The organism is Paenibacillus sp. B01, assembly GCF_009649995.1.
Classification (GTDB): domain Bacteria; phylum Bacillota; class Bacilli; order Paenibacillales; family Paenibacillaceae; genus Paenibacillus_O; species Paenibacillus_O pasadenensis.
In genome coordinates, this window is the sequence record NZ_CP045802.1 from 3,136,600 (window position 1) to 3,162,498 (window position 25,899).

The window sequence follows — 25,899 nt, forward strand, 5'->3', positions numbered from 1 at the left end:
CTCCTACATACCGGAGTTACTCGGTTTTTCCGCGTAACTCCCTCCGTTTCGCCTCCTGCCTATCCGAGTTACTCGGTTTTTCCGCGCAACTCCCTCCGTTTCGCCTCCTGTCTACCCGAGCTGCTCGCGGAGCGAGCCGATGCCTTTCGGAGAAGCGGCAGCGGTCCTCTTGGAAGACGGATGGCCTCCGAATAGGAGGTCAGGGGATCAAGCCATCCGGCTTCCAGTGGAATCGGAGAAAGGCTCGGCTTGCGCAGCGGCCTTCTTGTCCCATCGGACTTGCCAGCTTCCTGCCGAGAAAGGATCGGCTCGCGCAGCGTGTTCCTTGTCGCACATGGCCTGCTTATCCGGCTTACCGCCGAGAAAGACTCGGCTCGCGCAGCGAATTCCTTGTCGGACACAGCTCGCTTTTCCGGATCGTTCCGGAGACAAAATAAAGCCGTCTCCCAAGCAGCCCGAAAGCCTGCCGGGAAACGGCTTGAAGCGCGCAAGAGCTGCGCATCCGGAACATAGCGGGAACCCGCGACGTCCGCATGCAGATGCTGCGCCCTTGCTCCCCTACGAGCCGAGCACGCGGAAAGTGCCCGTGCCGAAGGCGCACAGCTCGCCCGACTCGGTGCGGGCGTAGGATTGCGTGCTCACCATCTTGCGCGACTGATGCACGATCTCGGCGCTGACGATGAGCCGTCCCTCCTTGATCGGAGAGACGTAGTTCAGGTTCAGGTTCGTCGTCACGACGGCCCGGTCCGGATGGGCGGCCATCGCCACGAGCCCCATCGCGGAGTCGATCAGCGTCGCGTACACGCCGCCGTGCAGGATGCCGATCAGGTTCATATGATGCGGCTTGATGTCGAGGTACACCTCCGCGTAGCCTTCGCGGATGACCTTCATCTCCGCTCCGAGGAAGCCCCAGAACGACTGTTCGGCGGCGGCGGACCACTGCTCCAGCAGCTTTTTGCCTTCTTCGGATGAATCCGCTTCCAAGTTCAGGTTCATTTCGTCTCCTCCTGCTTCTGCAGCTCCTCGTCCAGCAGCTTGCGGCGCAGCACCTTGCCGACGAGCGTCTTGGGCAGGCTGTCGCGGAACTCGTACGCCTTGGGCACCTTGTAGGCGGCGAGCCGCTCCTTGCACCAAGCCTTGAGCTCCGCCGCATCCGGCTCGGCGCCGCTGCGCAGCACGACGAACGCCTTCACCGTCTCGCCCCGGTACGGATCGTTGACGCCGGCGACGATCGCCTCCTCGACGTCCGGATGCTCGAACAGCACCTCCTCCACCTCGCGCGGATAGATGTTGTACCCGCCCGCGATGATGAGGTCCTTGCGCCGGTCGAGGATGTAGAAAAAGCCGTCGTCGTCCATGCGCCCGAGGTCGCCGGTGTACAGCCAGCCGTCCTTGAGCGTCTGCGCCGTCTCCTCCGGCCGCTTCCAGTAGCCGGACATCACCTGCGGCCCGCGCACGATCAGCTCGCCGATCTCGCCCGGCCGCACGTCCTCGCCCGTCTCCGGATGCACGATGCGCGCCTCCGTGTCGGGAAGCGGGATGCCGATCGAGCCGCTCTTGCGCAGCTCCCAGATGTTGTTCGCATGCGTCACCGGCGACGCCTCCGTGAGGCCGTAGCCCTCGATCAGCTTGCCGCCCGTCAGCCGCTCGAAGCGCTCCTGCACCTCGAGCGGCAGCGCGGCGGCGCCGCTGATGCAGACGTTGATCGAGCTGAGGTCGTACTTGGCGACGTCGGGATGGTTGATGATCGCGATATACATCGTCGGCGCGCCGGGGAATACCGTCGGCTTGTGCTTGTGGATCGCCTTGAGCACGGCATTGATCTCGAAGCGCGGCATCAGATGCAGCGTAGCGCCGAGCCGGATGCCCTGGTTGAGCAGCACCGTCATGCCGAAGACGTGGAAAAAGGGCAGAGCGGCGAAATACCGCTCCTTGCTCCCTTCGTTGCGATAATTCCACAGCTCGCTCTGGATCGTGTTGGCGATCAGGTTGCGATGCGTCAGCATGACGCCTTTGGCGAAGCCGGTCGTGCCGCCGGTGTACTGGATGAGCGCCAGATCATGCCGCGACTCCACCGGGACGCGGCATGGATCGGAGAGCGACTCGCGCAGCAGCTGGACGAAATTCAGCAGCTGGCGGTCGCCGTAGTCGAGCTTCGGCAGCGGCGTGCCGTCCTTTTTCGCCTTGATCGGGTAGAGCAGGTTTTTCGGAAAGGGCAAGTAATCGGCGACGGAAGCGACGATGATCCGCTCCAGCGGCTGCTCGCGGGTCGCCTGCCGCACCCGCCCGACGAGCAGGTCGAGCGCGACGATGAAGCGGGCTCCCGCGTCGAGCAGCTGATGCTCCAGCTCGCGCGGCATGTAGAGCGGGTTCGTCATGACGACGATGCCGCCGGCCAGCAGCGTGCCGTAATAGGCGATGACCGCCTGCGGGCAGTTGGGCAGCATGACCGCGACCCGGTCTCCTTTGCGGAGGCCGAGGCTGATCATCGCGTTGGCGTAGCGGTACGACGAGTCGAGCAGCGTGCCGTAGGACATGCGGGCGCCCATGAATTCGAGGGCTGTCTGGTTCGGACTTCTCTCCGCCGTGCGCACGAGGAACTCGGCCAGGTTCTGGTCGGGATAATCGTACGTCGGCGGGACTTCATGCGGGTAGTGACTGAGCCAAGGTCTGTTCGCCATGCCGTCCACCCCCATCTGTGCCTATGGCACGTACCGTTCGGCCTCGATGACCCGGGAAGCGATGCGGCGCTTCAGCTTCACCGTATCGAGGGCGCCGTTTTTCGTCAGCTTCTTCAGCACGGACAGCTGCGTCTTGAGCATGTCGCCCGTCTCCATCGCCGCCAGCGTCTCCTTGGCCAGCTCGGCGATGCGGCTGAACTCCTCCTGCACGAACACGCTCGTCATGTCGACGCCGAGCTGCGCCTTCGCCCCGCCCTGCAGCGAGATCCGCTTCTGCGTCCGCAGCAGCGCGCTTTCCATCGCGAACACGCCGATCATGATGTCCGCGAGGTTGCTCAGCACCTCCTGCTCCTGCTCGAGCTTCGTCTGGTACTTCTGCACGGCCGACGCGCCGGCCATGAGGAAGATCTTCTTGGCGCTGGCGAGCAGATGCGCCTCCAGCTCCAGCGGCTGCTCGAACTGCAGGCTCGAGGCGCGCAGCTCCATCAGCTCGTTCTGCAGCTTCATCGCCTTTTGCAGCAGAGGCAGCTCGCCCTTCATCGCGCGCTTGATCAGCGTGCCGGGGATGAGCAGGCGGTTGATCTCGTTCGTGCCTTCGAAAATGCGGTTGATGCGCGAGTCGCGGTAGATGCGCTCGATGCGGTACTCCTGCGTGAAGCCGTAGCCGCCGTGGATCTGCACGCCTTCGTCGGCGACGAAGTCGAGCCCCTCGGAGGCGAACACCTTGTTGATCGAGCACTCGAGCTGGTACTCGGCGATCGCCTTGGCGGACTGGTAGCCGACATCCGCCGCCGCGTAGTCCACGTCGGCGAGGCCGACGTCGAACAGGCCGGCGGTGCGGTACACCATGCTTTCCATGACGTAGGTGCGGATGTTCATCTCGGCCAGCTTCTTGCCGACGAGCGGGAAGCTGCTGATCGGACGGCCGAACTGCGTGCGCTCATTGGCGTACTTGGCGGAATACTCGATCGCGTCCTTGGCCGAGCCGACGCAGCCGACGGCGAGCTTGTAGCGGCCGATGTTGAGGATGTTGAAGGCGATCAGATGGCCTTTGCCGACTTCCCAAAGCAGGTTCTCGACCGGCACCTTGACGTCCTCGAGGATAAGCGGGCAGGTGGACGAGCCCTTGATGCCCATCTTCTTCTCCTCCGGCCCGATGCTCACGCCCTCCATCGTACGCTCGACGATGAACGTGCTGAAGTCGGTGCCGTTCACCTTGGCGTAGACGATGAACACGTCGGCGAAGCCGGCGTTCGTGATGAACTGCTTCGTGCCGTTCAGCACGTAGTGGCTGCCGTCCTCGCTCAGCACCGCCGTCGCCTTCGCGCCGAGCGCGTCGGAGCCGGAGGACGGCTCGGTCAGGCAGTACGCCGCGATCAGCTCGGCGCTCGCCAGCTTCGGCAGGTACTTTTGCTTCTGCGCCTCGTTGCCGAAATAGACGATCGGCAGCGTGCCGATGCCGACATGCGCGCCGGCCGACAAGGCGAACGCGCTCGCCTTCGTCATCTTCTCGCTGATGAGCGTGCTGCTCACCTTGTCGAGTCCGAGGCCGCCGTAAGCCTCCGGCACGTCGGCGCCGAGCAGGCCGAGCTCGCCGGCCTTGCGCAGCTTCTCGACCGTCAGCTCATAGCTCAGCTTCTCGATCTTCTCGTCGACCGGCTCGATCTCGCCGGTGACGAAGTCCTCGGTCGTCTCGGCGATCATGCGCTGCTCCTCGGTCAGCTCCTCCGGAATGACAATGGCGTTGAAATCGAGATCGTCGATGATGAAGCTGCCTCCGAGCACCTTGCTTTTGGTCGTCATGGTTCGTCTCTCCTTTGGATGGTAGGTTCAAATGGACCGGACGTCCTCCTGCGCTCAGGCTGGATGGACCTCGAACACGCCGGCGGCTCCCATGCCGCCGCCGATGCACATGCTGACGACGCCGTAGCCGCCGCCTCGGCGCTGGAGCTCGCTGATCAGCGAGACGCTGAGCTTCGTGCCGGTGCAGCCGAGCGGATGGCCGAGCGCGATCGCGCCGCCGTTGACGTTGACCTTTTCCTCGTCGAGGCCGAGCTCGCGGATGATGTGCAGGCATTGGGAGGCGAACGCCTCGTTGATCTCGTACAGCTCGACCTGCTCCTGCCGGATGCCGGCGCGCCGCAGTGCCTTGGGGATCGCCTCGACCGGGCCGACGCCCATGATCTCCGGCTCAACGCCCGCCAGCGCGAACGAGCGGAACGTCGCCAGCGGCTTCAGTCCGAGCTCGTCGGCCTTCTCGCGGCTCATAATGACGACCGCCGCCGCGCCGTCGCTCACCTGCGACGAGTTGCCCGCCGTCACCGAGCCGCCGAGCTTGAACGCCGGGCGCAGCTTCGCCAGCGTCTCGGCCGTCGTCTCCGCGCGCACGCCCTCGTCGGTGCGGAACGTGAAGCGTTCCGTCTTCACCTTGCCGCTCTCGCCGAGCTCCTTGAGCTCCGCTTCGACCGGCACGATCTCGCCGTCGAACTTGCCGGCCGCGATCGCGGCCGCCGCCTTGGCATGCGAGCGGGTGGCGAACCGGTCCTGGTCCTCGCGGGAGACGCCGAACCGCTCGGCGACGCGCTCGGCCGTATGGCCCATGCCGATGTACACCTCCGGCATCTCGTCGACGATGCGCGGGTTCGGCGAGATTTTGAAGCCCGTCATCGGCACATGGCTCATGCTTTCGACGCCGCCGGCGATCAGCACGTCCGCGCCGCCGGTCATGATGCGCTCCGCGGCGAAGGCGATCGACTGCAGCCCCGACGAGCAGAACCGGTTGATCGTCAGCGCCGGCACCGTCACCGGGAAGCCGGCGTACAGCGACATGATGCGGGCGAAGTTCAGCCCCTGCTCGCCCTCGGGCATCGCGCAGCCGATGATGATGTCCTCGACGTCCTCCTTCTTCAGCCCCGGCGCCCGGCGGACGACCTCGTCCAGCACGACGCGTCCGAGATCGTCGGCGCGCGTCTGCCGCAGGCTGCCCTTCTTGCCCCTGCCGACCGCCGTTCTAGCCATCGATACGATTACCGCTTCTCTCATTGTATGCTCACGCTCCTCTTCGCTTGGAACCTCGATTGCTCTAATTGCGCAGCGGACGGCCCTTGGACAGCATGTGCTGCATGCGCGCCTGCGTCTTCGGCTCGCCGGTCAGGCTCAGGAACGCCTCGCGCTCCAGGTCGAGCATGTATTGCTCGGTCACGAGCGTGCCGGCCGGCAGATCGCCGCCCGCCAGCACATGGGCGAGCTTCTTGGCGATGAGCAGGTCGTGGTCGCTGATGTAGCCGCCCTCGTGCATGCCGATCGCCGCCAGCTGCAGCGCCGCCTTGCCCTCGGAGCCGGCGATGCGGATCCGCTCCTCGGCCGGCAGCCGGTAGCCGTCCGCCGCCAGCTGCAGCACGGCCTGCTTGGCCTCGTAGATCAGATGGTCCTGGTTCGGCACGATCCGGTCGACGCCGCGCAGGTAGCCCAGACGCTTGGCGTCATGGCCGCTCGACGACACCTTGGCCTGCCCGACCGTCTCGAACACGCGTCCGAGCTGCGGCAGCAGATCCGCCTCCGGATGGCCGGCCTGCTGGCTGACGCGCAGCGCGAATTCCTTGCAGCCGCCGCCTGCCGGGATGAGGCCGACGCCGACCTCGACGAGGCCGTAATACGTCTCCGCGGCCGCCACGACCTGGTCGGCCGGCATGCACGCCTCGACGCCGCCGCCGAGCGTCATCCGATGCGGCGCCGCCACGACCGGCTTGTCGAGGCGCTTGAGCTTGAGCATGCTCTGCTGGAACAGATGGATGATGTCGTCGACCTCATCCCACTCCTCGTCCTGCGCCTCCATCAGCAGCAGCATCAGGTTCGCGCCGACGCAGAAGTTGCGGCCCTGATTGGCGACGACGAGCCCGGTCCAGTTCTGCCGCACCTCCTGCACGCTCTGCTGGATCATCGTCAGGATGTCCCCGCCGATCGCGTTGTTCGGAGAGTGGAACTCGAGGCAGGCGACGCCGTCGCCGAGGTCGATCAGGCTGGCTCCGCTGTTGCCCTGGACCACCTTGCCCTGCTCCTTGAGGGCGCGCAGGTCGATGAGCTCCGGAGCCTGCTCCGCTTGGCGGAACTCGCCGCGGCTCGCATAGAAGCGCTTGCCGTCCTGCTTGCGGTAGAAGCTCGTGTTGCCGGCGGCGATCCATTCCTTGACCCAGTCCGGCACCGACGTGCCTTCCTTCTCCATACGCTCCACCGAGCGCGCGAGGCCGATCGCGTCCCACGTCTCGAACGGGCCGAGCTCCCAGTTGAAGCCCCATTTCATCGCCTCGTCGATCTCCTGGATCGAGTCCGCGATCTCGCCGACCTTTTCGGCGGCGTAGACGAGCACCTGCTTGAGCACGTTCCAGGCAAGCTCGGAGTAGCGGTCGCCGGCGCCGAGCAGCGCTTTTGTCTTCTCGCGCGCGCCCTTGGCGAGCTTCGCCGCCTCGAGCGAGCCGGACGCCGCTTTTTTCTGCGGGCCATGCTCCATCGTCCTCAGGTCGAGCGAGAGGATCTCGCTTTTGCCGCCCGCGCCTTTGACCTTCTTGTAAAAGCCTTGGCCGCTCTTCTCGCCGAGCCAGCCGCGCTCGACGAGTCCCGTAAGCGACGCCGGCGGCGTGAACGCCTGGCGCTCGCTCTCGCTGTCCACGTTCAGCCGGACGTTGTCCGCGACGTGGAGGAACGTGTCGAGGCCGACGAGGTCGAGCGTGCGGAACGTCGCGCTCTTCGGCCGTCCGAGCGCCGGGCCGGTCGAGGCGTCCACCTCCTCGACCGTATAGCCGCCCCGCTCCATCTCCTGAAGCGTGACGAGCAGCCCGTACGTGCCGATCCTATTTGCAATGAAGTTCGGCGTATCCTTGGCGATGACGACGCCTTTGCCGAGCACCGTCTCGCCGAACTGCTTCATCTGCTGCACGAGCTGCGGATCGGTGCCGGCCGCCGGGATGATCTCGAGCAGCTTCATGTAGCGCGGCGGATTGAAGAAATGCGTGCCCATGAAGCTGCGGCGGAACGCCTCGCTGCGGCCTTCGGCCATCGCGTTGATGGAGATGCCCGACGTGTTGGAGCTGACGATCGTGCCGGGCTTCCAGACCGACTCGACGCGCTCCAGCAGGCTGCGCTTGGCGTCGAGGTTCTCGACGATGACTTCGATGATCCAGTCGACGTCCGCGAGGCCGTCCAGATGGTCCTCCAGGTTGCCGGGCGTGATGCGCTCCGCGAATGCGGGGTCGTAGAGCGGAGCCGGGTTCGTCTTGGCGAGCTTGGCGACGGCGCCTGCGGCCAGGCGATTGCGCACGGCGGGATGGTCCAGCGTCCAGCCCTTCTTCTCTTCCTCTGCGGTCAGCTGCTTCGGCACGATGTCGAGCAGCAGCGTCGGGATGCCGACGTTGGCCAGATGGGCGGCGATGCCGGAGCCCATGATGCCGGAGCCGATGACGGCTGCCTTGCGGATCGTTATGCTCATCGTAATGTTGCCTCCTTGGACATGGTTGGACACGGTTGGATCTGCATCAGTGACGGCGGTTCGGCGGATCGGTCGGAAATGCCGCTGCCTCGGACCGGGGCTCAGGGCGCGGACGCAGCCGCGCCCTAAGGCGCCCGGGCCATCCGGACCGCTCGGGAAGGGACGCTCATGTCAGCTGGCCGCTCCTTCCGGGCGGCCGGCGGAGGCGGCCGGTCCGAAGACGGCCAACTCGAGAATCTCGGCGATATCGCGCGCCTTGACTTGCTCGTCGACCTCCTTGAGCTTGGTGCCGTCCTCCAGCATCGTCAGGCAGTACGGGCAGGCGCTGCTGATGAGCGTCGGATTGACCTCGAGCGCCTGCTCCGTGCGGGCGAGGTTGACGCGCTTGCCGCTCGTCTCCTCCATCCACATCAGGCCGCCGCCCGCGCCGCAGCACATGCCGTTCTCGCGGCTGCGCGCCATCTCGACGAGCTCGACGCCGGGAATCGCGCGCAGCACCTCGCGCGGCTCGTCGTACACGTTGTTGTAGCGGCCGAGATAGCAGGAATCATGGTAGGTGATGCGCTCCCGCACCTCGTGGACGGGGGTCAGCCGGCCGTCCTTCAGCAGCTCGGCGAACAGTTGCGTGTGATGCAGCACCTCGACGCCTTCGAGGCCGAAGTCCGGGTATTCGTTCTTGAGCGTATTGAACGTATGCGGGCAGGCGGTGACGATCCGCTTGACGCCGTAGCGCCGGAATGTCTCGATGTTCTCCTGGCACAGCTGCTGGAACAGCATCTCGTTGCCGAGGCGGCGCGGCGTGTCGCCGGAATTGCGCTCCTCGTTGCCGAGGATGGCGAAGCTGACGCCTGACTCGCGGAGCAGCCTCGCGACGGCGCGCGAGATCTTGCGGCTGCGCAGGTCGTACGAGCCCATCGAGCCGACGAAGAACAGCAGCTCGAAGTCGGGGTTCTCCTTGACCGTCGGGACGGATACGCCCTCGACGTCGCCGGTCCATTTGACGCGGTCGCTGCGGCTGATGCCCCACGGGTTGCCCTGGCGCTCGATGTTCTGCATCGCTCGCTGCCCTTCATGCGGCATGCTGCCCTCCATGAGCACGAGATGGCGGCGCAGGTCGATAATCTTGTCGACATGCTCGTTGCCGACCGGACACTGGTCCTCGCAGTTGCGGCAGGTCGTGCACGCCCAGATCTCGTCCTCGGTCATGACGTCGCCGATCAGCTGGACCTCCTCGGGCCTGCGCTCCTGCACCGTCCAGCCGGCCTTCTGCCAGGCGAGCGTCGGGCGGATGTCGGTGATCGAGCGGCCGGGATCGGCCCATGGCACGCCTGCGGAACCGGCCGCCTCCGCGGCCGCCGCCACTTCCTGCTTGCCCGCGCCGCCGGCGAGGTCGAGCAGCGACGGTCCGTGGTCGAGGCTGCGCGGCTCGAACAGATGGGCTTTGCCCGGATCCGGCGCGCCGAAGGCGAATGCCGGCACCCACGGCGAGCGTCCGGTGACGGCCGCGCCTTTGTCGATCAGATGGTCGCGCAGCTTGACGATCAGATGCATCGGCGAGAGCGCCTTGCCGGTGCTCGCCGCCGGGCAGACGTTCGTGCAGCGGCCGCATTCGACGCAGGCGTAGAAGTCGAGCATCTGCTTCTGTGTGAAGTCCTCGATCCGGCCGACGCCGAACGACTCCGCCTCCTCGTCCTCGAGGTCGAGCTTGGCGAGCCGCCCCGCCGGCTCCTGGCGGCGCAGGTAGATGTTGATCGGCGCGGTGATGATGTGGAAATGCTTCGACTGCGGGACATAGACGAGGAAAGACAGCAGGATGACCAGATGCGCCCACCAGGAGACGAGGAACAGGACATGGGCCGCGGTCTCGGACAGTCCTCCCATTGCCGCCGCGAGCAGCGAGGAGATCGGCGCGTAGCCCGACGGCTCCATGCCGAGCCAGATCCGCTCGAAGGCGAGCGAGAGGACGACCGACAGCATGAGGCCGAAGATGAAGAAGACGACGATGCTTGGCTTGAGCCCCCGCTTCAGGCGGGCCAGCTTCTCCCCGTAGCGGCGGTAGGCCGCGTAGCCCATCGCGATCAGGATGAGCGCGACGGTGATCTCCTGCACGAGGCTGAACAGGTCGTAGCCCGGGATCGGCAGATGGCCGCCTCCGGTCAGCCCTTTGACGATGAGGTCCAGCGCCCCGAGCTGCAGGATGACGAACCCGTAGAAGATGACGATATGCATGATGCCGCTCTTCACGTCCTTGAGCAGCTTGGTCTGGCCGAATACCTGCGCGAGGAACTCCTTCATCCTCCCCGGCGCCTGCTCCGGCAGCTTGGCCGGACGTCCGAGCTTCAAATAAAGATAGCGATGGTATACGGCCCGGTAGAACAGGTAGACGCCGTAGCCGGTGACGGCGAGGAACAGCGCGAATTGAATCCATGCTCCGATCATGGTGGTCATCCTTTCTTCTTGGCGGCTTCCAGGCATCCCCATATGAAGCGCTTACATATAGGAGACGAAAAAATCTTAGCGGAACCCGGAGCGTTTCGTTGACAATCCGTGTCATATCCCCTAAGATGAAGAAAATGAATGAGTATTCATTCACCATACGTAAATACTACCACCGAGGTGCAGCCCATGACAAGTAGGAAGCAGGAAAAATATGAATTGATCCTGGAAGCCGCGCTCAAAGTGATCGCGGAGAACGGCTACCACGGCTCCCAGGTGTCGAAGATCGCCAAGGAAGCCGGCGTCGCCGACGGTACGATTTATCTTTATTTCAAAAAGAAAGAGGATATCCTCATTTCTTTGTTCCAGGAGAAGCTCGGAAGCCTTGTCGAACGGTTCAACGCCCGCGTGCGGGAAACGTCGTCGGCCGAGGAGGCGCTGCGCGCCGTATGCGAGATCCACTATTCCGAGCTCGAGAGCAACGTGAACCTCGCGTACGTCACGCAGATCGAGCTGCGCCAAAGCTCGCTGGAGCTGCGCAAGGCGATCGGGCTGGCCGTCAAGCCGTATATCGAGCTGATCGAGCATATTCTGGATAAAGGGGTGAGAGAGGGAGAATTCCGTCCGGACCTGGACCTGAAGCTGACCCGCCTGCTGCTGTTCGGGGCGATGGACGAGGTCGTCACGTCCTGGCTCATTTCGGGCATGAAATACTCGCTGACCGCCCAGGTCGGCAAGACCGTCGAGTTTTTCCTGCGCGGGCTCAAATAGCCGCCGCAATGATCCATTCCATTCGCGACCTACCAAGGAGGAGCTGAGCGCATGAATATCTATGTCCTGCTGAAGCAAACGTTCGATACCGAGGAGAAGATCGTCATCGAGGACGGCCGCGTGTCGGACGACGGCGTCAAGTTCGTCATCAATCCGTACGACGAGTACGCCGTCGAGGAAGCGCTGCAGCAGCGCGACCAGCACGGCGGCAAGGTGACCGTCGTCTCCGTCGGTCCGGAGCGGGCGGCGGAGGCGCTGCGGCAGGCGCTCGCCATGGGCGCCGACGAGGCCGTGCTGCTGACCGACGGGCGCATCGGCGCCGACGAAGGCGCGGCCGCGGCCGCGCTGGAGAAGTATCTGTCCGGCCAATCCGTCGATCTCGTGCTCGGCGGCAACTTCTCCGTCGACAGCGGCGGCGGCCAGGTCGCGGTGCGGCTGGCGAGCCGGCTCGGCCTGCCCCATGTCTCCTCCATCACCTCGCTGCGGATCGACGGCTCCACGGCGACCGCGAGGCGCGACGCCGAGGGCGACACGGAGACGCTCGAAGTGACGCTGCCCGCCCTCTTCACCGCGCAGCAAGGGCTCAACGAGCCGCGCTACCCTTCCCTGCCGAACATCATGAAGGCGAAAAAGAAGCCGTTCCAGACGTTGTCGCTCGACGATCTCGGCCTGAGCGCCGTGGAAGCGCTTACCGAGCGCGTCTCCCTTTCCCTGCCGCCGGAGCGCGGCGCCGGCCAGCTGATTCCGGGATCGCCGGCCGAGCAGGCCGCGCGCCTGGTCGAGCTGCTCCGCACCGAAGCGAAAGCCATCTGACCCGAGGAGGAATTACGATGAGCCAACCTGTACTCGTCATCGCCGAAGTCCGCGGAGGCAAGCTCCGCCAAGTCTCGCTGGAAGCGCTTCAAGCCGCGCGCATCGCTCGCGGGGAAGGAGCCGACGTCCAGGCCGTCATCATCGGCAGCGGCATCACCGCGCTCGCCGCCGAGCTCGCCGGCTATGTCGGCGGCAAGGTGCATGCGGTCGACCATCCCGAGCTGGCCAGCTACAACGCTCCGGCCTATCTCCAGGCGGTCAAAGGGCTGCTCGAGGAGCTGCAGCCGGCGCGCGTCTATCTCGGCCATACCGCCGAAGGCCGCGATCTCGCGCCGCAGCTCGCCGCGCTGCTCGGCGCCGGGCAGATTTCCGACGTCATCTCGATCGGCGAGGGCGAGCTCTACAAGCGCCCGGTCTACGCCGGCAAGGCGTTCGAGGAGAAGCGCTTCCTCTCCGGCTCGGGCGTCGTCACCGTGCGGCCGAACAACATTCCGCCGGCCGAGCCGGCCGCCGCGCCGGGCGAAGTCGTCGACCGCGACTACGCGGCTCCGGCCGACCTGCGCTCGATCGTCCGCGACGTCGTGCGCAAGGCCGGCGGCAAGGTCGACCTCGCCGAAGCGAAAATCGTCATCTCCGGCGGACGCGGCGTGAAAAGCGCGGACGGCTTCAAGCCGCTCGAGGAGCTCGCCGACGTGCTCGGCGCCGCCGTCGGCGCCTCCCGCGGCGCCTGCGACGCCGGCTACTGCGACTACGCGCTGCAGATCGGCCAGACCGGCAAGGTCGTGACGCCCGAGGTGTACATCGCCTGCGGCATCAGCGGCGCGATCCAGCATCTGGCCGGCATGAGCCAGTCGCGCGTCATCATCGCGATCAACAAGGACCCCGAGGCGCCGATCTTCAAGGTCGCCGATTACGGCATCGTCGGCGACCTGTTCGACGTCGTGCCGCTGCTGACGGAGGAATTCCGCAAGGTGCTCGCCTGATGGAGGCGGATCCGCGCCTCGGAGCGGACGCCGCCGCTCCGTCCATGCCGAGCCCGGCGGCGGCGGCGCCCGGCCCGTTCCGGGCCGACCTGCTGACGGGCAAGACGATTCTCGTCACCGGCGGCGCGACCGGCCTCGGTCGGGCGATGGCCGAAGGCTTCGGCCGGCTCGGCGCGCGCGTCGCGCTGGCCGGGCGGCGGGAGGAGAAGCTGCGCGAGGCCGAGGCGGCGCTCGCGCAGGCCGGCTGCGACGTCTTCGTCCACGCCTGCGACGTCCGCGATCCCGAGGCGGTCGCCCGGCTCGCAGACGCGCTGGACGCCCGCTTCGGCGGCATCGACGTCCTCGTCAACAACGCCGCCGGCAATTTCATCAGCCCGACCGAGCGGCTCTCGCATCGCGCCGTCGACGCCGTGCTGAACATCGTGCTGCACGGAACGTTCTACGCGACGCTGGAGTTCGGCAAGCGCTGGATCGCCGCCGGACGGCCAGGGACGGTGCTGAACATCGTGACGACGTATGCCGAGACCGGCTCCGCCTACGTCGTGCCCTCGGCCGCCGCCAAGGCCGGCGTGCTGGCGATGACGCGCTCGCTCGCCGTCGAGTGGGCGCGCTACGGCATCCGCCATGTGGCGATCGCGCCAGGCCCTTTTCCGACCGAGGGCGCCTGGTCGCGGCTGCTGCCGACGCCGGAGCTAGCCCAGGGCATGATCGACCGCATCCCGCTGAAGCGCGTCGGCAGCAAGGAGGAGCTGGCCGATCTGGCCTCCTATCTCGTCTCCGACTATGCCGGCTATCTGAACGGCGAGTGCGTGACGATCGACGGCGGCGAGTGGCTGCAGGGAGCCGGGCAGTTCAACGGCCTGCTGGCCGTCACCGAGCCGCAGTGGGACCAGCTTGCGGAGCTGAGCCGCAAGGGCGGCAAATAGAGCGCGGCCTCGCCGTCAATCGAATCGAAAACGGGAAGAAGCGGAGCGATCATCGCTCCGCTTCTTCCCGTTTTTTCTGTTTTGAACGCTCATGAAATCAACGCTTCGGATGCGCCTTCAGCCAAGCCAGCATGTCGTCGAGCGTGGCGACCGGCACGATGTTGAGGCGATCCGCCCCTTTGCGGGCGTCCTCCTCCTGACCGGCCGGCACGAAAAACACGTCCGCGCCGGCGCGCTGCACCGCATAGGCTTTCTGCTCGATGCCTCCGATGCGGCCGATCCGGCCCGCCGCGTCGATCGTGCCGGTGCCGGCGACGCGGTTGCCTCCGGCGACGCCTCCCGGCGTCAGCTGGTCGATGACGGACAGCGCGAGCATCGCCCCGTGCGAGGGACCGCCCTGATAGAGCAGATAACTCCGGTAATCCATCCGCCGCGTCAGATCGGCCTTGGTCCGGTCCTGCACCTGAATGCCGAGCACGGCGCGCTGCGGGTCTTCGTCCAACGCCTTGGAGCGGATGACGGCGACGGCTTTGGCGCTCCCGCGCTCATAGCCGATCTTGACCGGCTCGCCCGGCGCGACGTCCGCCATCCGCTCCGCCAGCTCGCCGGTCGTGCGCGCCTGCCGGCCGTCTACCGACAGCAGCAGGTCTCCTGGCTGCAGCAAGCCCTCCGCCGGACCGCCCTCCTGCACGGCGAGCACCTGCACGCCCTGCGGCAGGACGCCTTGGCCGAGGCCCAGCTTCTGGAGCGCGACGGCGGTGCCGACCTCATTGGCGCCGGCCCGCTGGATATGGACCTGGCGCTGGATTTCCGAGATCGGGATGCTCGTATCGCGCTTCTCCAGCCTCATCTGCGGCAGCAGCGCGGCCGCGAGCCAGTCGATCGGAAACGCGGGCCGCTCGATGACGAGCACGCCTTCGAGCGAGCCTGCCGCATGCCCGCCCTCCACCTGGGCGTAACGGCTCATGCTGAGGGTGAAGCCCGGCGTAATCGCCGAATACGGCATCGGATAAAGCAGCGCCGCTCCGAGCAGCAGGACGGCGGCGGCAAAGCCGAGCGTGCCGTACGGAACGCTGCGCCGGCTCCGCTCCTCGAGCGCCGCATCGAGCAGCACGAGCGCGGCCGTCAAGCCGCAGGTCCAGGCGAGAAAGCCGAGCCGCTCCGGCGCCGCCAGCAGCAGGCACGCGGCGAGCAGCCCGCCGGCCGCGATCGGCAGCCGCAGCCAGCCGAGCCGCCTGCGGCCGGTCCGGCTCCACGCCCGGTAAGCTCCGACCGTCCAGCAGAGCGGGATCAGCGCGCAGGCGCGGGCCAGCGCCTCCAGCAGATCGATCCAGTACAGCCCGCCTGCGCGCACCGGGTCGGCCAGCCAGACGAGCGGACCGCATGCCGCGACGGCCAGCGCCGCCGCGAACGATGCGACATACCAACGATTGTTCAAGCCCACCACGCCCCGTTTCCGCGTCATTCCCTGTTCTTTCCTTTCCTAAGCATACAGGAGACGCCGAGCCGATTTCAAACTGCGGGGGGACGCATGGTACAATGAAGCAAAGCGCTGCGACAGAAAGGTTGAGCCCGCCATGAACGAACTGAATTGGAACGCCATCAACGCCGGACTTCCCCGCTGGATGGAAGAGGCCCGCGGCATCGCGCCGCTCGGCAAAGTCGCCTCCTATATTCCCGAGCTGTCCAAAGCCGATCCGGAGGCGCTCGGATTCCACATCCTGGCCGCGGACGGCAAGTCGCTGTCCGCAGGTGACTGCGGCCAGCGGTTCACGATGCAGAGCATCTCCAAGGTGTTCACGCTCATGCTCGCGCTGATGGACAACGGCGAGGAGCGCGTCTTCAGCAAGGTCGGCATGGAGCCGACCGGGGACAGCTTCAACAGCATGCTGAAGCTCGAGCTCGTGCAGCCGGGCATCCCGTTCAATCCGCTCATCAATGCCGGCGCGATCGTCATCAGCTCGCTCATAGCCGGCTCGTCAAACGAGGAGAAGTCGGAGCGGATCGCCGCTTTCCTCGGCCGACTCGCCGGCGGCGGGCCGCTCGAGCTGGACGAGGCGACGTACCGCTCCGAATCCAGCTCCGGCCATCTCAACCGCTCGATGGCGTATTTCCTGACGGACAACGGCGTGCTCGAGAGCGCCGTCGAGGATGTGCTCGAGGTGTACTTCAAGCATTGCTCGCTGCTCGTCGACTGCGGCCAGCTCGCCCGCATGGCGCTCGTGCTGTCGCTGGACGGGCTCGATCCGGTCAGCGGCGAGCGGCTCATTCCGCGCCGCTTCGTGCAGATTGCCAAGACGTTCATGGTCACCTGCGGCATGTACAACGGCTCGGGCGAGTTCGCGATCGACGTCGGCCTGCCGGCCAAATCCGGCGTATCCGGCGGCATCCTCGCCCTGCTGCCGGGCCGCGCGGGCATCGGCGTCGTCGGCCCTTCGCTGAACCGGCACGGCAACAGCATCGCCGGCGTGCATCTGCTCGAGACGCTGTCCAAGGAATTCGACTGGAGCTTGTTTTGACTATCGAAGCTCGTCTCGGCGCGGCGCTAGCCGGCGCGCCGCACCTGGAAGGTCATATGCAAGCCCCAGCCCGCGTCGCCTTCTTGCTCCCACAGCTCTCCGCCGTTAAGCTCGACGATCCGCTTCGCCTCGCTCCGCCAGGCGGCGGAGCCCGGTCCGCTCCCTCCCTGCCGGTCGAGCAGCAGCTGAATCAACAGATCGAGCTGGCCGTCCTGCGAATTGACCGAGTTGACATGGATGTTGAGCCGGGTGCTTCCGACCTCGGGCTCCTCCCGGGCGATCTGCAGCAGCAGATCGAGCAGCTCGGCCAGCTGCTCCTTGCGCCCATGCACCTGATGGGGCACCTCCGCCGACACCCAGCAGGTCAGGCGGCTCGGAGATTCCGACTCGCCGTGCTTGTCCGTCAGCTCCTTGGATAGATCGAGGATCGAGAACGGATGCTCGTCGAAGCCCACCCAGCTGTCCTCCTGATCGGCATGCTTCAACAGCGTCTGGGCGAGCGAGGCGAGATGCTCCGCGTTCATCCGCAGCTCGTCGAGCATGTCGAGCTGGCTCTGGTCGAGCGTCGTATCCGCCAGCAGCTGCGCCATGCCGTCGATGTTGGTCAGCCCGTTCATCATGTCAAAGGCGAGCTGGCGCAGCCGCTCCCCCTTCGTGATCAAAGCCGGACCTGCTGCGGCTGCGCCGCCGTCCGGCAATCCAGACGAACCGCTCTCGACCGGCCGGCCCGCGGCCGGTGCGAGGACCGCCCGCGAATCGGCGGCGCGGAGCAGGCGGTCTTTCTCCTCTCCGCTGAACGAACGCTCCTTCCGCAGCATGCCGAGCTTCTTGACGTCTGCCGCCTCCTCGGCGATCCGGACCTGAATGCGATGGAAGCGGAGCACGACATCCTCCTCCTCCGGCGCCTCCGCGAGGGGGAGCACCATGCCCAGATGCAGCACCGGCTCTCCGGCATGATGAAGCGCGACGACGCAGTCGCCCTCTCCCGTCTCGTCGGCTATGTAATAAGCGTCCGCCTGCACGGCTGCGCTCAGCTCCTGCAGCACGAGATTCAGCTCGTCCTGCGCCTGCCGGACCTCTGCCCGAGGCAGGCTCGCTTCGTCGATATGGCCTTTTCTCTCCATCATTCTCTCCTACTTTCTCTCCTTTCCTTTTCCCAAAAAACAAATAGAGCCTCGGAGCAAGCCGTCACGGTGGACGGCTGTTTCCTCGGCTCATGTTCAGCGTGGCAACGGCCATCTGTTCATTAAGTCGATGTTTCGGACGGAAAGGTGAATACGATGATGCTCTGGTCCTGATCGAACTTCCAATCCAGATAAATCCCGTCGGACGTGCGTCCGAGCGCCTCGATCATATCGACCTCGGTCACCAGCAGCGATTTTTCAAGCGCTCGCTTGGCGACCCTCAGGGCGGGCTCGTAGCCGGCTCTCAGCAGCTCCTTCTCAAGCTTGATCAGGATGCCGGAGCGGACGATGACGAGCGTGCGCGCGTTGGTCCAGAACGAATGCATGGCATCGGGCATCTTCTCGGCTTCGGCCGAGATGCGCTCGACTTGGCGGTGGATGTACTCCTTGCCGCGGTACGATTCCTGATAGCGGTCGAACAGCGAGCTGTCGACGAGGCCGATCATGATGCCGGAGTGGTTGTCCAGGTTCCAGTCGTAATAAATGTGCTGAAGCTCGAGACCTAACGTACGGAGGATCAAAGCCTTGAACTCCGGCACGATCAGGTCCATCACCAGCTGCCGCGTATCCCTGACGGCCTCGTCCTTGTTCTGCTGGAGCATTATTTTCTCCACGACGCTGACGAACTGGCGGAAATGCATGCTTACACATACCTCGTTGGCGGAAACGTAAATCGACTCCGGCCCTTTGCCGAAGCGGTCCCGGAGCAGCTTCCCCATCTGGCTCGTAAGCTGAGTCATAGCCATGCGGTTCTCCAAGACTGAACTCATCCTTCTTCCCCGACTCTCCTATTAACCACAAAAATAAGTTCCGAATCATTCGGGAACGAATCGTATTATAGCATACGCGAAATGTTTCCGTCATCTGTTTGCTTCTGCTTGTTCGCAATCGGCAGAGCATGATAGGATACGAATTATGGACAACACTACCCATCCGTTGAAATGGATCTTTTTCGACGTCGGCGAAACGCTCGTCGACGAATCCGAGCCGATCGAGGACATCACCCGCCAGCTCATCGCCGCCGCTGGACGCCGCGGCATCGCCGTCCGGCGCGAGCAGGTGCGCGAGCTGTGGATGGAAGCGCATCGGCGCTTCTCGCCGTTCCCGATGGCCGACATCCTGCAGGAGCTGTTCCCGGATGGCGAGCTGCGCCGCGCGATCTGGTCCGAGATGAAGTACCGCAAGGAGCTCGACCGGCCGTTTCCGGACGCGCTCGGCATCCTGAAGCGGCTGCGCCGCGACTATCGAATCGGCATCATCGCCAACCAGAGCGCCGGCACGGCGGACCGGCTGCGCAGCTACGGCCTGCTGGAGCATATCGACGAGGTGTTCGCCTCCGCCGAGCTGGGCCTGGCCAAGCCCGACCCGAAGCTCTACGAGTACGCGCTGCAGGCGACCGGCTGTCCGCCCGAGCGCTCGCTCATGGTCGGAGACCGCATCGACAACGATATCGTGCCGGCCAAGCATCTCGGCATGAGGGCCGTCTGGGTCCGCCAAGGGCTGGCGCTGCGGCAGTACAGCCCGTCCCGGATCAGCCTTCCCGACGGCGTCATCGACGTCATCGGCGAGCTCGAGGGCTGGCTCGCCTCCTGGCGGCCCGCCCCGGACGAGTCGTTGCCGCCCCGATGACAAAGACCGCTCCTAGGAGCGGTCTTTGTCATCGAACAGCGAAGCGCCGCTCTCGCCTGGCGACGGCGACGGCGCGGCATGCCGGCCATCGCCGAACTCTTCCTCTTCGTCGTCGGAATCGTCCAGCTTCTTGAAGCCGAACCAGAACAAAACAAGCATGCCGATCATAAGGACGGCGAATAAGCTCAAATAAAACCAGTCTACCGGAGTCGAGGATTCTGCGTGCATCGTTCAAAGCCACTCCTTCCTGCTCCTAGTGTAACGGATCGGGGAGGGTCGGCGATGGCTCTTTCGGGCTATAAATGTGACAAATCACGTACCCTTGCGGATCGGCTCCTTGACCGCTGCGAGCTCGTAGCGGGAAACCTCGGTCTCCAGCACGTAGTCGGGCTTCTCCTGCCCGCGGCTGTTGCGATGGCCCTGGATATGGACGTCGCTCTTCTCCCAGTTTTTCCACGCCTGCTCCGATTCCCAGCGGATCTGGACGATGACCTCCTCCTCGCCGCGGCGCACGACCTTCTGCAAAATCTGGATGTCGACGAAGCCGTCGAACTCCTGCACCGGCCCCGGCTTGCTGAACCGCTCGACCACCTGAGCGGCATGTCCTTCCTTCACCTTGATCCTGCGTTGGATGACCAGCATCTGCATTCCTTCTTTCCCATTCCATGAATTCCGGCTCGATTCCAGTCTAATTGATAATCATTATCACTGTCAAACGAGCGTCCAGCATCTTGATCATGGAAGGGGCGCGCCGTACAATGAAGCTTATGTCACCTACAACTAGAATCCGAATCCCGCTTGTCGTCCCGTTGCTCGTCGGCATGGCCGCGATTTCCTTCGCGCCGATTCTCGTGCGCTTTTCCGAAGCGCCGGTATCCGTGCAAGGCCAATACCGCATGCTGCTTACGTTTCTGCTCATGCTTCCCTTCGCCTGGAAGCAGCTCCCCGCGATCCGCAGGCTGACGGTCCGGGACTGGGCGCTGCTCGCCGGAGCCGGCTTTTTCCTGGCGCTGCACTTCCTGCTCTGGATGGCGTCCCTGTCCTATACGTCGATCGCCAGCTCGACGATCATGCTGACGCTGGAGCCCGCTTTTGTCGCTGCGCTCGCGTTCTTCTTCCTTCGCGACCGGCTCGGCAAGCTCGCCGTCGCCGGCATGGCCGTCTCGATCGGCGGCGCCGTCCTCGTCAGCTCCGGCGACTTCGGCCTGTCGCGCGAAGCCTTTTTCGGCGACGCGCTGTCGCTGCTGTCGACCGTCGCGATCGCCTTCAATATGATCCTCGCCAAGCGGCTGCTCGAGCGGATGCCGTCGTTCGTCTACAGCCTGATCGTGTTCGGCGTGACGACTGTCCTGTTCGCCGGCTACAACGGCGCCATGGGCTACTCGATGACCGCCTATCCGCCTCGCGAATGGGTCCTGTTCCTGCTGCTCGCGGTCATCCCGACCGTATTCGGCCATCTGCTGTTCAACTGGCTGCTGCAGCATCTGCGGGCAACGACCGTCTCGATGACGGTGCTCGCCGAGCCGATCGGCGCCAGCCTGCTCGCCCTGCTGCTGTTCGGCGAGACGCTCTCCGCCGGCCAGCTGATCGGAGGCGCCGTCATGATGGCCGGCTTCGTCATCTACCTGCGCGGAGAGAGCTCCGGCCCGCTGCCGGCCGCCGCTCCCAAGGAAGCCGCCGGCACGGAGCCGCACGCAGACGACTCTGCGGCAGCCCCGGCGTCTCCGGCGGCCCCAGCCGCTCCGGCTGCTTCGGCGGCCGCTTCGGCCGCGCCCTGACGGCTCCCGGGCAGCGCCGGGCTACTCCTTCTCGAGCGCGTCCAGCATGAAGGCGAACGCTTCTTCCTCGTCCTTCCCGCGCACGCGCAGCAGCACCTCGGTCCCGCTGCGGATCGGCAGCAGCAGCATGCCGAGCAGGCTTTTGACATCGACGATATTGATGTTGTCGCCGTTCGCGAATTCCAGCTTGATGTCGGACTGGAACCTCGCCGCCTCCGCCGACAGGCGCGTCAGGTCCTCGCGGCCAAAATCGGCCTGGATGGTGAATTCATGCACTCTCATGTTCTCTGACCTTCCCTTGACGATAATGGGCTTGCTTCCCTCTTCTTGGTATTGATATTCGGCTTGCCGCCAAAGGTTCCTCCATGCGGATCGGAATGGAGGCTTAAAGCGGCGCGCATCGGGTAAAGATGAGAGAGAAGAACGGAGGCGATGCGACATGATGATGACCCCATTCGAGGACAGGCTGTACGCCATTCTGTTCTATGTGCTGGCTGCGGCCGTCGTCGCCGGCGTCGGCATCTGGGTGCTGTGGCTGAGCCGCAAGGCCAAGCGCGGCAAAAACCGGGGCCGCTGATATCCGGAACGCGCGAAAAAGCCTCCGCAAACCGCCCTTAAGGGCAGCTTGCGGAGGCTTTTTCATGCCGATCGAAGACATGCCGCATCGACGGCGGCCGGCATCCCGGCCGGAGCGGCGTCGCCGTCGATACGGCGGGAGCGGACGATCAGGCTCCGCCTTTTTCCTCCTGCGCGAAGGCGGCCTTGTAGCATTTGCGGCAGACCGGCTTGTAGTCCTCGTTGCCGCCGATGTGGATCTGCGCGCCTTCGTTCGCCGGACGGCCGTCCACATAGCGGATGACCATCGTCGCCTTGCGGTCGCAGAACCAGCAGATCGTCTTGATCTCCTCGATCTTGTCCGCCTGGGCGAGCAGATAATAGCTGCCCTCGAACAGCTCGTTGCGAAAATCGTTTTTGAGGCCGAACGCCATGACGGGCACGTTCAGCTCGTCGACGACGCGCGTCAGCTGGTCGATATGCGTCCGGCTCAAAAACTGCGCCTCGTCCACGAGCACGCAGTAGATCCGCTTCTCGGCTCCCGGCGGCTGATGCGCCGCGACCTGCTCGTACAGATCCGTAGCCGCGCCGACGGGAATCGCCTTGCGCTTGAAGCCGACCCGCGAGCCGACCTCGTCCTTGCCGCTGCGGGTGTCGATCGCCGGCGAGAAAATGAGCACCGCCTTGCCCTGCTCCTCGTAGTTGTGGGCGACCTTGATGATCTCGAACGACTTCCCGCTGTTCATCGTGCCGTACTTGAAATAAAGCTGCGCCAATCCGGCTCCCTCCTGCTCCCGCTTCGAAAGCTGCCGTCCGCCTGCGCGGACGGCGCTTCCTCTAGTCCATGATGTATGCCAGCAGCAGCGCAGCCGTTCCGAGCACCGCTTCGGCATGGGTGCGCTCCATGCCGTGGGAGGCATGCACGCCCGGTCCGATGAGCGCGGCGCGGATGTTCGCGCCTCCGCGCAGAGCAGCGCTCGCATCCGAGCCGTAGAATGGATAGATGTCGACGGCATGCGGGATCGACTGGTCGCCGGCGAGGGCGATCAGCCGCGACGTCATCCCGTAGTCGTACGGGCCGGACGAGTCCTTGGCGCAAATCGACACATCCTTCTCGGTCGCGCTCAGATCGTCGCCCATCGCCCCCATGTCGACCGCGATCATCTCGACCGTGTCGGCCGGCACCCAGGAGCTGCCGTGGCCGACCTCTTCATAGGTCGAGACGAGCAGCTTGACCGGACGCTTCAGCTGCAGCCCGCCGCGGCGGACCGCCTCCATGAGCGCCAGCAGCGCGGCGACGCTCGCCTTGTCGTCGAGATGGCGCGACTTGATCCAGCCGCTGTCGAGCATCCGTACGCGCGGATCCCAGGAGACGAAATCTCCCGGCGCGATGCCGAGCGCCAGCGTCTCGGCGCGGCTCGCGCTGTCGGCGTCGAGCCGCACCTCCATGCTCGCCTCGTCCCGCTTTTGCGAGCGCGCATCCGGATAGACGTGGACCGAAGGCATCGTCGACAGCACGGTGCCCTCATAGATGCGCCCGTCGCGCGTATGGACGAGGCAGTATTCGCCCTCCACCGTCGACATGTCGTAGCCGCCGATCGGCGTCATGCGCAGCTTGCCGTCGCCCTTGACCGAGCGCACCATCGCCCCGAGCGTGTCGACATGCGCCGTCAGCAGCAGCGGCTCGCCGCCCTCGCCGCCGAGGTCGATCAGGCCGTTGCCCTTGGGCGTGCGCTCGAACGGGAATCCGAGACGGCCCGCCTCGGCCTCGATCTTGTCCATGATGGCGGCGCAGAACCCGCTCGGGCTCGGCGTCTCCAGCAGCAGCTTCAGCTGGCCCAGCATATAGTCCCGGTCCAGCCGGTCCTTCCATATTGTTCTTGTCATCGCGGCCCGCTCCTCCCTGTGCTCGATTCGATCATTCCGTCACGATGCCGCGGACGAGCTCCGGCGCCTGCGCCGACGGCGCGATCTCGATCGCCGCGTAGAGGCGCTCCAGCACGTCGCCGACCTGCTCCGTCGCCGCATGGATCGTGGCAAGCGACTCGCCGGCCTGCACGGCGTCGCCGACCTTCTTGCGCAGCACGATGCCGACCGACAAGTCGATCTCCGACTCCTTGGTCGCCCGTCCGGCGCCGAGGATCATCGCCGCCGTGCCGATCGCATCCGCCGTCATGCCCGAGACGAAGCCGCTCTCGCGAGCCGGCAGCTCGATCCGGTACGGCGCTGCCGGCAGCAGGTCCGGATCGTCGACGACGGCGGGGTCTCCGCCCTGGTTGGCGATGAATTCCTTGAACTTGTCCAGCGCCTTGCCGCTCGCGAGCAGCTCCTTGAGCAGCGCCTCCGCCTCCTCGATGGAGCGGGCGGCTCCGCCGAGATAGACCATCTGGCTGCCGAGCGCGAGGCAGAGCTCCCGCAGGTCGTCCGGCCCTTCGCCGCGCAGCGTGTCGATCGCCTCCCTCACCTCGAGCGCGTTGCCGATCGCAAGCCCGAGCGGCTGGCTCATGTCCGAGATGACGGCCATCGTCTTGCGGCCGACCTGGTTGCCGATGGCGACCATCGCCGCGGCCAGGCGGCGGGCGTCCTGCTCGTCCTTCATGAACGCGCCGGCGCCGGTCTTCACGTCCAGCACGATCGCGTCGGCGCCGGCGGCGATCTTCTTGCTCATGATCGAGCTGGCGATGAGCGGGATCGACTCGACGGTGGCGGTGACGTCCCGCAGCGCGTACAGCTTTTTGTCGGCGGGGGTCAGGTTGCCGCTCTGGCCGATGACGGCGATCGACGACTCGTTGACGCGGCGGGCGAACTCCTCGCGCGTCAGCTCCACATGGAAGCCGGGGATGGCCTCCAGCTTGTCGATCGTGCCGCCGGTATGGCCGAGGCCGCGTCCGGACATTTTAGCTACGGGCACGCCCGCCGCGGCGACGAGCGGAGCGAGCACGAGCGTCGTCGTATCGCCAACTCCGCCGGTCGAATGCTTGTCCACCTTGACGCCTTCGATGTCCGACAGGTCGATCGTCTCGCCCGACTCCACCATCGCCATCGTCAGATCGGCCCGCTCGCGGTCGGTCATGTCGCGGAAAAAGACCGCCATCGCCCACGCGCTCACCTGGTAGTCCGGAATGCGGCCGTCCGTATAGCCTTCGACGATGAAGCGGATCTCCTCCGTCGTCAGCTCCCCGCCGTCTCTTTTCTTCTCGATCAGCTCGACCATTCTCATGGGCGTTCCCCCTTCTTTAACCTCATGTCTATTTCATGCCGTAAAATATCGTATCATAAGCTGAGATTCAGTCAGAAATCCTTGTCTGCACAACGATTGAAGCGGAGGCCCGTCTTCATTAATGCCATAAAACAAAACGGCCAAGCCCCGCTGTCGATTCATGTCATTAAAGAACGAATCGCCTGCCGGGCCGAGAAGCGCTCTAGAGCCCCGCCGCCGTCTCCAGCGCCGCCACCATCATGTCGTTGAACGTCGACTGGCGCTCCTCGGCGGTCGTCTCCTCGCCGGTCAGCAGATGATCGCTCACCGTCAGCACCGTAAGCGCCTGCGCGCCGTGGCGGGCCGCGATCGTATACAGCGCCGTCGTCTCCATCTCCACGCCGAGCACGCCGTGGTCCATGAGCCGCTGCACGGCCGTCGTATCCTCCTTGTAGAACACGTCGGTGCTGTAGACGTTGCCGACATGCACGTTCATGCCGGCCGCGGTCGCATGCTCGTAGGCGGACTTCAGCAGGCCGAAGCTGGCGATCGGCGCGAAGTCGTAGCCGAGGAACTGGTTGCGGTTCATGCTGGAATCGGTGCAGCTCGCCTGGGCAAGGATGACGTCGCGCACCCGCACGTCCCGCTGCATCGCGCCGCAGGTGCCGACGCGGATCAGGTTGCGCACGCCGTAGCTGCGGATGAGCTCGTTCGCGTAGATGCTGATCGACGGCAAGCCCATGCCCGAGCCCTGCACGGAAATCCGCTTGCCTTTGTAGGTTCCCGTATAGCCGAGCATGCCGCGCACTTCATTGTACAGCTCGATCTCGCTGAGATAGGTCTCGGCGATATATTTGGCGCGCAGCGGATCGCCCGGCAGCAGCACCGTCTCGGCGACTTGTCCTTCTTTGGCTCCGATATGGACGCTCATGAAGTCATCTCC

The 25,899-nt window shown here is 65.3% G+C and carries 24 protein-coding genes; 8 read left to right on the forward strand and 16 right to left on the reverse strand.

The window, feature by feature from the left end:
* Nucleotides 1-558: 558 nt before the first annotated feature.
* The 6 genes from GE073_RS13445 to GE073_RS13470 all read right to left on the reverse strand — a co-directional run bounded on the left by GE073_RS13445 (nucleotide 559) and on the right by GE073_RS13470 (nucleotide 10,602).
* Nucleotides 559-996, reverse strand: a complete 438-nt coding sequence (locus tag GE073_RS13445; protein ID WP_043110835.1) for a PaaI family thioesterase — start codon at nucleotides 994-996, stop codon at nucleotides 559-561.
* Complete coding sequence (locus tag GE073_RS13450) at nucleotides 993-2,681, reverse strand: long-chain-fatty-acid--CoA ligase (RefSeq protein ID WP_194843366.1); 1,689 nt, start codon at nucleotides 2,679-2,681, stop codon at nucleotides 993-995. The genes GE073_RS13445 and GE073_RS13450 overlap by 4 nt, the downstream gene beginning before the upstream one ends.
* Before the next feature lie 21 nt (nucleotides 2,682-2,702).
* Nucleotides 2,703-4,484 (reverse strand): acyl-CoA dehydrogenase family protein, encoded by a 1,782-nt coding sequence (locus GE073_RS13455; protein WP_153783684.1) that lies wholly within the window; start codon nucleotides 4,482-4,484, stop codon nucleotides 2,703-2,705.
* Nucleotides 4,485-4,538: 54 nt separating this feature from the next.
* Nucleotides 4,539-5,723, reverse strand: a complete 1,185-nt coding sequence (locus GE073_RS13460) for an acetyl-CoA C-acyltransferase (protein ID WP_153783685.1) — start codon at nucleotides 5,721-5,723, stop codon at nucleotides 4,539-4,541.
* Nucleotides 5,724-5,763: 40 nt separating this feature from the next.
* A complete protein-coding gene (locus GE073_RS13465; protein WP_153783686.1) occupies nucleotides 5,764-8,163 on the reverse strand; it encodes a 3-hydroxyacyl-CoA dehydrogenase/enoyl-CoA hydratase family protein in 2,400 nt (799 codons plus the stop codon).
* 171 nt (nucleotides 8,164-8,334) lie between these two features.
* Nucleotides 8,335-10,602 carry a (Fe-S)-binding protein gene (locus GE073_RS13470; protein WP_194843367.1) on the reverse strand — a complete coding sequence of 756 codons (2,268 nt, stop codon included), beginning with the start codon at nucleotides 10,600-10,602 and terminating at the stop codon, nucleotides 8,335-8,337.
* Nucleotides 10,603-10,788: 186 nt separating this feature from the next.
* Here GE073_RS13470 and GE073_RS13475 point away from each other — a divergent pair, with 186 nt between their 5' ends.
* Genes GE073_RS13475 through GE073_RS13490 form a run of 4 tightly spaced genes read left to right on the forward strand, consistent with a single transcriptional unit; the run spans nucleotide 10,789 to nucleotide 14,092 of the window.
* The gene (locus GE073_RS13475; RefSeq protein ID WP_153783687.1) at nucleotides 10,789-11,370 is read left to right on the forward strand and encodes a fatty acid metabolism transcriptional regulator FadR; all 582 of its coding nucleotides are present in this window, start codon (nucleotides 10,789-10,791) and stop codon (nucleotides 11,368-11,370) included.
* Between the two features lie 51 nt (nucleotides 11,371-11,421).
* A complete protein-coding gene (locus GE073_RS13480; protein ID WP_153783688.1) occupies nucleotides 11,422-12,183 on the forward strand; it encodes an electron transfer flavoprotein subunit beta/FixA family protein in 762 nt (253 codons plus the stop codon).
* Nucleotides 12,184-12,200: 17 nt separating this feature from the next.
* Nucleotides 12,201-13,166: an electron transfer flavoprotein subunit alpha/FixB family protein gene (locus GE073_RS13485; RefSeq protein WP_153783689.1), complete on the forward strand. Its 966-nt coding sequence runs from the start codon at nucleotides 12,201-12,203 to the stop codon at nucleotides 13,164-13,166.
* A gap of 44 nt (nucleotides 13,167-13,210) precedes the next feature.
* Entirely contained in the window at nucleotides 13,211-14,092 is an 882-nt protein-coding gene (locus tag GE073_RS13490) for an SDR family oxidoreductase (protein WP_153784736.1), read from the forward strand.
* Between the two features lie 97 nt (nucleotides 14,093-14,189).
* Here GE073_RS13490 and GE073_RS13495 read toward each other — a convergent pair whose 3' ends face one another.
* Nucleotides 14,190-15,530, reverse strand: a complete 1,341-nt coding sequence (locus tag GE073_RS13495) for a PDZ domain-containing protein (RefSeq protein WP_164820165.1) — start codon at nucleotides 15,528-15,530, stop codon at nucleotides 14,190-14,192.
* A 139-nt stretch (nucleotides 15,531-15,669) separates the two neighbouring features.
* Here GE073_RS13495 and glsA point away from each other — a divergent pair, with 139 nt between their 5' ends.
* A complete protein-coding gene (glsA, locus tag GE073_RS13500; RefSeq protein WP_028597274.1) occupies nucleotides 15,670-16,611 on the forward strand; it encodes a glutaminase A in 942 nt (313 codons plus the stop codon).
* 26 nt (nucleotides 16,612-16,637) lie between these two features.
* Here glsA and GE073_RS13505 read toward each other — a convergent pair whose 3' ends face one another.
* Both GE073_RS13505 and GE073_RS13510 read right to left on the reverse strand, forming a co-directional pair.
* On the reverse strand, nucleotides 16,638-17,738 hold the full coding sequence (locus tag GE073_RS13505) for an ATP-binding protein (RefSeq protein WP_101809156.1): 1,101 nt from the start codon (nucleotides 17,736-17,738) through the stop codon (nucleotides 16,638-16,640).
* Nucleotides 17,739-17,857: 119 nt separating this feature from the next.
* Complete coding sequence (locus tag GE073_RS13510) at nucleotides 17,858-18,535, reverse strand: Na-translocating system protein MpsC family protein (RefSeq protein WP_228551508.1); 678 nt, start codon at nucleotides 18,533-18,535, stop codon at nucleotides 17,858-17,860.
* Between the two features lie 175 nt (nucleotides 18,536-18,710).
* On the opposite strand from GE073_RS13510, the gene GE073_RS13515 reads away from it, so the two are divergent.
* Complete coding sequence (locus tag GE073_RS13515) at nucleotides 18,711-19,424, forward strand: HAD family hydrolase (RefSeq protein WP_052332907.1); 714 nt, start codon at nucleotides 18,711-18,713, stop codon at nucleotides 19,422-19,424.
* Between the two features lie 12 nt (nucleotides 19,425-19,436).
* Here the strand turns inward: GE073_RS13515 and GE073_RS13520 are convergent, their stop codons facing one another.
* Nucleotides 19,437-19,652: a hypothetical protein gene (locus GE073_RS13520; protein WP_153783690.1), complete on the reverse strand. Its 216-nt coding sequence runs from the start codon at nucleotides 19,650-19,652 to the stop codon at nucleotides 19,437-19,439.
* Between the two features lie 84 nt (nucleotides 19,653-19,736).
* On the reverse strand, nucleotides 19,737-20,066 hold the full coding sequence (locus GE073_RS13525; RefSeq protein WP_028597278.1) for an antibiotic biosynthesis monooxygenase: 330 nt from the start codon (nucleotides 20,064-20,066) through the stop codon (nucleotides 19,737-19,739).
* Between the two features lie 116 nt (nucleotides 20,067-20,182).
* Between GE073_RS13525 and GE073_RS13530 the strand changes: the two genes are divergently transcribed.
* The gene (locus GE073_RS13530) at nucleotides 20,183-21,202 is read left to right on the forward strand and encodes a DMT family transporter (RefSeq protein WP_228551509.1); all 1,020 of its coding nucleotides are present in this window, start codon (nucleotides 20,183-20,185) and stop codon (nucleotides 21,200-21,202) included.
* A gap of 21 nt (nucleotides 21,203-21,223) precedes the next feature.
* Here the strand turns inward: GE073_RS13530 and GE073_RS13535 are convergent, their stop codons facing one another.
* On the reverse strand, nucleotides 21,224-21,484 hold the full coding sequence (locus GE073_RS13535; RefSeq protein ID WP_028597279.1) for an HPr family phosphocarrier protein: 261 nt from the start codon (nucleotides 21,482-21,484) through the stop codon (nucleotides 21,224-21,226).
* 157 nt (nucleotides 21,485-21,641) lie between these two features.
* Between GE073_RS13535 and GE073_RS13540 the strand changes: the two genes are divergently transcribed.
* A complete protein-coding gene (locus GE073_RS13540; protein WP_153783691.1) occupies nucleotides 21,642-21,779 on the forward strand; it encodes a hypothetical protein in 138 nt (45 codons plus the stop codon).
* A gap of 148 nt (nucleotides 21,780-21,927) precedes the next feature.
* Here the strand turns inward: GE073_RS13540 and GE073_RS13545 are convergent, their stop codons facing one another.
* The 4 genes from GE073_RS13545 to deoD all read right to left on the reverse strand — a co-directional run bounded on the left by GE073_RS13545 (nucleotide 21,928) and on the right by deoD (nucleotide 25,887).
* Nucleotides 21,928-22,533, reverse strand: coding sequence for a thymidine kinase (locus GE073_RS13545; RefSeq protein WP_028597280.1), 606 nt, complete (start codon nucleotides 22,531-22,533; stop codon nucleotides 21,928-21,930).
* Between the two features lie 61 nt (nucleotides 22,534-22,594).
* Nucleotides 22,595-23,644 carry a M42 family metallopeptidase gene (locus tag GE073_RS13550; RefSeq protein WP_153783692.1) on the reverse strand — a complete coding sequence of 350 codons (1,050 nt, stop codon included), beginning with the start codon at nucleotides 23,642-23,644 and terminating at the stop codon, nucleotides 22,595-22,597.
* 31 nt (nucleotides 23,645-23,675) lie between these two features.
* The gene (locus tag GE073_RS13555) at nucleotides 23,676-24,977 is read right to left on the reverse strand and encodes a pyrimidine-nucleoside phosphorylase (protein WP_153783693.1); all 1,302 of its coding nucleotides are present in this window, start codon (nucleotides 24,975-24,977) and stop codon (nucleotides 23,676-23,678) included.
* 202 nt (nucleotides 24,978-25,179) lie between these two features.
* Nucleotides 25,180-25,887 (reverse strand): purine-nucleoside phosphorylase, encoded by a 708-nt coding sequence (deoD, locus tag GE073_RS13560; RefSeq protein ID WP_028597283.1) that lies wholly within the window; start codon nucleotides 25,885-25,887, stop codon nucleotides 25,180-25,182.
* Between the last annotated feature and the right edge of the window lie 12 nt (nucleotides 25,888-25,899).

Bases quoted from the DNA above. Each gene is read 5' to 3' on its own strand.
- GE073_RS13445 (WP_043110835.1), bottom strand. From the start codon at position 996: ATGAACCTGAACTTGGAAGCGGATTCATCCGAAGAAGGCAAAAAGCTG.
- GE073_RS13450 (WP_194843366.1), bottom strand. From the start codon at position 2,681: ATGGCGAACAGACCTTGGCTCAGTCACTACCCGCATGAAGTCCCGCCG.
- GE073_RS13455 (WP_153783684.1), bottom strand. From the start codon at position 4,484: ATGACGACCAAAAGCAAGGTGCTCGGAGGCAGCTTCATCATCGACGAT.
- GE073_RS13460 (WP_153783685.1), bottom strand. From the start codon at position 5,723: ATGAGAGAAGCGGTAATCGTATCGATGGCTAGAACGGCGGTCGGCAGG.
- GE073_RS13465 (WP_153783686.1), bottom strand. From the start codon at position 8,163: ATGAGCATAACGATCCGCAAGGCAGCCGTCATCGGCTCCGGCATCATG.
- GE073_RS13470 (WP_194843367.1), bottom strand. From the start codon at position 10,602: ATGATCGGAGCATGGATTCAATTCGCGCTGTTCCTCGCCGTCACCGGC.
- GE073_RS13475 (WP_153783687.1), top strand. From the start codon at position 10,789: ATGACAAGTAGGAAGCAGGAAAAATATGAATTGATCCTGGAAGCCGCG.
- GE073_RS13480 (WP_153783688.1), top strand. From the start codon at position 11,422: ATGAATATCTATGTCCTGCTGAAGCAAACGTTCGATACCGAGGAGAAG.
- GE073_RS13485 (WP_153783689.1), top strand. From the start codon at position 12,201: ATGAGCCAACCTGTACTCGTCATCGCCGAAGTCCGCGGAGGCAAGCTC.
- GE073_RS13490 (WP_153784736.1), top strand. From the start codon at position 13,211: ATGCCGAGCCCGGCGGCGGCGGCGCCCGGCCCGTTCCGGGCCGACCTG.
- glsA (WP_028597274.1), top strand. From the start codon at position 15,670: ATGAACGAACTGAATTGGAACGCCATCAACGCCGGACTTCCCCGCTGG.
- GE073_RS13505 (WP_101809156.1), bottom strand. From the start codon at position 17,738: ATGATGGAGAGAAAAGGCCATATCGACGAAGCGAGCCTGCCTCGGGCA.
- GE073_RS13510 (WP_228551508.1), bottom strand. From the start codon at position 18,535: ATGACTCAGCTTACGAGCCAGATGGGGAAGCTGCTCCGGGACCGCTTC.
- GE073_RS13515 (WP_052332907.1), top strand. From the start codon at position 18,711: ATGGACAACACTACCCATCCGTTGAAATGGATCTTTTTCGACGTCGGC.
- GE073_RS13520 (WP_153783690.1), bottom strand. From the start codon at position 19,652: ATGCACGCAGAATCCTCGACTCCGGTAGACTGGTTTTATTTGAGCTTA.
- GE073_RS13525 (WP_028597278.1), bottom strand. From the start codon at position 20,066: ATGCTGGTCATCCAACGCAGGATCAAGGTGAAGGAAGGACATGCCGCT.
- GE073_RS13530 (WP_228551509.1), top strand. From the start codon at position 20,183: ATGAAGCTTATGTCACCTACAACTAGAATCCGAATCCCGCTTGTCGTC.
- GE073_RS13535 (WP_028597279.1), bottom strand. From the start codon at position 21,484: ATGAGAGTGCATGAATTCACCATCCAGGCCGATTTTGGCCGCGAGGAC.
- GE073_RS13540 (WP_153783691.1), top strand. From the start codon at position 21,642: ATGATGATGACCCCATTCGAGGACAGGCTGTACGCCATTCTGTTCTAT.
- GE073_RS13550 (WP_153783692.1), bottom strand. From the start codon at position 23,644: ATGACAAGAACAATATGGAAGGACCGGCTGGACCGGGACTATATGCTG.
- GE073_RS13555 (WP_153783693.1), bottom strand. From the start codon at position 24,977: ATGAGAATGGTCGAGCTGATCGAGAAGAAAAGAGACGGCGGGGAGCTG.
- deoD (WP_028597283.1), bottom strand. From the start codon at position 25,887: ATGAGCGTCCATATCGGAGCCAAAGAAGGACAAGTCGCCGAGACGGTG.